Genomic DNA, 4,721 nt, shown 5'->3' with positions numbered 1-4,721 from the left:
GAGCCGTCGTCGACGACGATGACCTCCGCGCAGCGTTCGCGCAGGGCCGCCACCAGCGGCCCGATCCGCGCGGCGCCGTCGCGCACCGGGATGACCGCGGTGAGTGCCGCCGGCGCGGATGGCTGGCGGGGCGGCAGGGGATGCAACAGCCCGGCGTCGGCGAGCCGGCGGGCGAGCAGGCCCGCGCCTGGCCCCGCGGCCCCGACGGTGAGCCCCGCCCGCAGCGCCGCGAGGACCCGGACCCCGGCTGCGGACAGCGTCATCAGCCGCAGCGGAGACCCGCCGAGCAGCACAGCGGCGCCCGCGGCCGCGCCGGGTCCGCTACCCGGCTCGAGGACGGTGAGATCCGGGTCGCACCACACCCGGAAGGACGCGGGCAGCGGGATCACCACCGCACCGGACCGGTCGTCATCGTCATGGGCACGCCCGCGTCCCGGCCGGCCGGGTCAGAAGTCGCCGGCTTCGCGGCGCAGCTCGGTGAGCAGCGCGATGAGCGAGCGCACCCCGCCGTCACCCAGGCCAGGATCGGCGAACACGGTGTCGTTGAGCTTCTCGGTCGCGGCGAGCGCCGTCTCCCGGCCCGCCTCGGTGATCTCCGCGAGGATCGCCCGCCGGTCGGTGGGATGAGGGGTGCGGCGAACCTGCCCCCGGGCCTCGAGGCGGTCGACCGCGCTGGTGACACTCGTCGGATGGACCTGCAACCGGGTTCCGATCTTGTTGAGCGGGAGGGCGCCGCGGCGCGAGAACAACAGCAGCATCAGGAGTTCGTACCGGGCGAAGGTGAGGTCGAGCGGTCGCAGCACCTCGTCCACGCGGGCCAACATGATCTGTTGTGCCCGCATCAGCGACGTGACCGCCGCCATGCCGTCCGCCACCGTGCCCCAGCCGTGCGCGGACCAGTGCCGGTGAGCCTCCGCGATGGGATCGGTGGGCAGCGGTTTGGGAGTGGCCACGGCTTGGTTGCTCCTGCGCTTCGAGGACGTTTCCCCGCCCGCCGCCGGGGCTGGGGGCCGTCCGGTGACGACCAGCGTCCATTGCACCTCAGGACGGACGCCCAGGCAAAGACTCAGGCGTACGGGAGGATTACGGTTCGCCACCACTCGGTTCGTCCGGTCGCACCGGCGGTTCCCGGCCGAACTCAAACATTGCGGCGATACTGCCCGCCGGCGGTGAAGAACGCCTCGGTGATCTGACCGAGGGAGCAGACCCGGACGGCATTCATCAGCGTCTCGAAAACGTTCCCGGCACCGGCGGCGACGGACCGCAGTTCGGCCAGGGCCGCCTCGGCCTCGCCCACGTGGCGCCGCTGGAAGTCTGTCACCCGGTCGAGCTGGGAGCTTTTCTCCGTCTCGGTGGCGCGGGCGAGTTCCAGCGCACCGCCCGACGTCGCGGCGTCGCCGTCCGCGGCCGACGCGAGGAAGGTATTGACCCCGACGATGGGCAGGCTGCCGTCGTGCTTGCGCCGTTCGTACAGCATGGACTCGTCCTGGATGCGTCCGCGCTGATATCCGGTCTCCATCGCGCCGAGCACCCCGCCGCGGTCGCTGATCCGGTCGAACTCGGCGAGCACCGCCTCCTCGACCAGGTCGGTCAGTTCGTCGACGACGAACGACCCCTGCAGCGGATTCTCGTTGGCCGCCAGGCCCCATTCCTGCTCGATGATCATTTGAATGGCGAGTGCGCGGCGCACAGAGGTTTCGGTCGGCGTGGTCACCGCCTCGTCGAAGGCGTTCGTGTGCAGACTGTTGCAGTTGTCGTAATATGCACACAGCGCCTGGAGCGTGGTCCTGATGTCGTTGAAATTCATTTCCTGCGCGTGCAGCGACCGCCCCGACGTCTGCACGTGGTATTTGAGCATCTGCGAACGGGCCGCCGCGCCGTAACGCTCACGCATCGCCACCGCCCATATCCGTCGTGCGACCCGGCCGATGACGGTGTACTCGGCGTCCATGCCGTTGGAGAAGAAAAACGACAGGTTCGGCGCGAATTCGTCGATCCGCATCCCGCGGGCCAGGTACGCCTCGACGTAGGTGAATCCGTTGGCCAGGGTGAAGGCGAGCTGGGTGACGGGGTTCGCACCGGCCTCGGCGATGTGATAACCGGAGATCGAGACCGAGTAGAAGTTGCGCACCTCGTGTTCGATGAACCACTGCTGGACGTCTGTCATCGCCCGCAGCGCGAACTCGGTCGAGAAGATGCAGGTGTTCTGCCCCTGGTCCTCCTTGAGAATGTCCGCCTGGACCGTGCCGCGCACGGTGCGCAGCGCGTCGGCGGTGACCTCGGCGGCCTCGGCGGGGTCCGGATCGCGGCCGCGCTCGGCGGCGAACGCCGCGATCCGCTGGTCGATCGCCGTGGTGAGGAACATCGCCAGGATCGCCGGCGCCGGGCCGTTGATCGTCATGGACACGCTGGTCGAGGGATCGCACAGGTCGAAGCCGTCGAACAGCGCCGACATGTCCTCCAGGCTGGCGACGGAGACCCCGGACGTGCCGATCTTGCCGTAGACGTCGGGCCGGGGCGCCGGGTCCCGGCCGTAGAGGGTCACCGAGTCGAAGGCGGTCGACAGCCGGGTCGCCGGCGACCCGGCGCAGAGCAGGTGGAAGCGCCGATTGGTCCGGAACGGGTCCCCCTCACCGGCGAACATCCGCGCCGGGGCCTCGCCGGACCGCTTGAACGGGTAACAGCCCGCCGTGTAAGGAAAGGCCCCCGGCACGTTCTCTCGGCGCAGGAAGCGCAGCAGCCGGGCGTCGTCGTCGATGTCGGGCAGCGCCACTCGGGAGATCCGGCTGCCGGTGAGCGTGGTGCGCCGCAGGGACGTGCGGACCTCGCGGCCCCGGACCAGGTAGGTCAGGTCGTCGCCCTGGCGTGCCGCGAGGACCTCCGGCCAGGCTGCGAGCAGGGACTTCGCCCACGGGGCGAGCGCTTCGTCGGCTTCCTCCCGCAGCCCGGTGAGCACAGTGGCCTCGGCCACCGCGCCCGGGGTAGCCATCCCCCGCAGCGCCTCCTGGGCCGTGCTCAGGTGCTGCCGGCGCCGGGCGATCTGGGCGTGGCGCTCCGTCTCGGCGTGGTATCCGCGGACGGTCTCGGCAATCTCGGCCAGGTAGCGCACCCGGGCGGGCGGCACGGCGGTGGACAGTCCGCTCGACACCCGGACCCCGGCCGCGGGCAGCACCCCCGCCTCGGCCCGCAGTCCGCGTTCCCGCAACAGGCCGAGAAGGTGCTGGTAGAGGGCGGTCACCCCGTCGTCCTGGAAGCGGGCCGCGGACGTGCCGAACACCGGCATGTCCTCCCACGCCAGGTCAAAAGCCGCCCGGTTGCGCACGAGCTGGCGGGCGACGTCGCGGCGGGCGTCCTGCGCTCCCCGCCGCTCGAACTTGTTCACCGCGACGACGTCGGCGATGTCCAGCATCTCGATCTTCTCCAGCTGGGACGCTGCGCCGTACTCCGGCGTCATCACGTACAGGGAGACGTCGCTGTAGCTGGCGACCGCGCCGTCGCCTTGGCCGATTCCCGGCGTCTCGATGATGACCAGGTCATAGCCGGCCGCCCGGCACGCGGCCGTCATCTCGCGCACGGATCGCGGGATCTCGACGCCCGAGCCCCGGGTGGCCAGCGAGCGGAAGAAGGTCCGCTCCGTTGCCCCGTCGTCGAGGGCGTTCATCCGGATCCGGTCGCCCAGCAAGGCCCCGCCGCCGCGGCGGCGCGACGGGTCGATCGCCAGTACCGCGATCCGCAGCCGGTCACCCTGGTCCACCCGCAAGCGCCGCAGCAGCTCGTCGGTCAGCGACGACTTGCCCGACCCGCCAGTACCGGTGATGCCGAGCACCGGCATCGGCGGGCAGCGCTGCGCCTCCCGCACCAGGGAACGCGCCAGGTCATCGTCCCGGCCGGCCGCGAGCACGGTGAGCGCGCGGGCGAGGGCCGCCTGCTCGCCCGCGAGCACCTCGGCGAGCTTCGGTGGATCCTCGGCGAGGTCGACGTCGCAGGCCCGCACGATCTCGTTGATCATCCGGGCCAGGCCCATCGCCTGACCGTCACGCGGAGAGAAGATCCGCGTCACTCCCCTCGCCTGCAGGAGCTCGATCTCGGCCGGGACTATGACCCCGCCGCCGCCACCGAACACCCGCACATCGCCAGCGCCCCGCTCCCGCAGCCGCTCGACCAGGTAGCTGAAGTACTCAACGTGGCCGCCCTGGTAGGACGAGATCGCCACACCCTGGGCGTCCTCCTGGATGACGGCCGCCACCACCTCGTCGACACCGCGATCGTGACCGAGGTGAATGACCTCGGCGCCCTGGGCCTGCAGCAGCCTTCGCATGATGTTGATGGCCGCATCGTGACCATCGAAGAGCGCGGCCGCGGTCACGATCCGCACCGGGCTGGCGGGGGCGTGGAGACCAGTCAGGTCCTGCGAGGCGGACGGCATCGAAGCGGCTCCCCTGTGCGTGAGCAGGCCCGGCGGCCCGCACAGCCGGTGTTCCGACTTCCGATAGTAGGACGTCCATCTAGTTGCCGCCACCGGATCCCTGGAACCCGCGCCCGGAGTGCCAGCTCCGCGACGCGCCAGAAACTCAACCCGGCGAAGGCAATCCGCTAGGTAATGCAAAAGCCGCCATAAATGCCAACACAAATACGTGTGGGGCCGCCCTGAAAACAGGGCAGCCCCACACGTATATATAGTCCGGCGGCGTCCTACTCTCCCACACGGTCCCCCATGCAGT

2 protein-coding genes and 1 pseudogene are annotated in these 4,721 nt (G+C 70.6%); all 3 read right to left on the bottom strand.

Features of this window, described 5'->3' with window-relative positions; genetic code table 11:
- Positions 1–389: pseudogene (locus tag MXD58_RS20265) on the bottom strand (mycofactocin biosynthesis glycosyltransferase MftF); the annotation flags it as partial.
- Between the two features lie 57 nt (positions 390–446).
- Complete coding sequence (locus MXD58_RS20260) at positions 447–953, bottom strand: MarR family winged helix-turn-helix transcriptional regulator (protein ID WP_248840916.1); 507 nt, start codon at positions 951–953, stop codon at positions 447–449.
- 185 nt (positions 954–1,138) lie between these two features.
- Positions 1,139–4,426 carry a fused isobutyryl-CoA mutase/GTPase IcmF gene (gene icmF / locus MXD58_RS20255; protein WP_248840917.1) on the bottom strand — a complete coding sequence of 1,096 codons (3,288 nt, stop codon included), beginning with the start codon at positions 4,424–4,426 and terminating at the stop codon, positions 1,139–1,141.
- Between the last annotated feature and the right edge of the window lie 295 nt (positions 4,427–4,721).

The organism is Frankia sp. AgKG'84/4, from assembly GCF_023242965.2.
In the GTDB taxonomy this organism is placed as follows: Bacteria; Actinomycetota; Actinomycetes; order Frankiales; family Frankiaceae; genus Frankia.
This window is presented reverse-complemented; position numbering and strand designations above follow the sequence as displayed.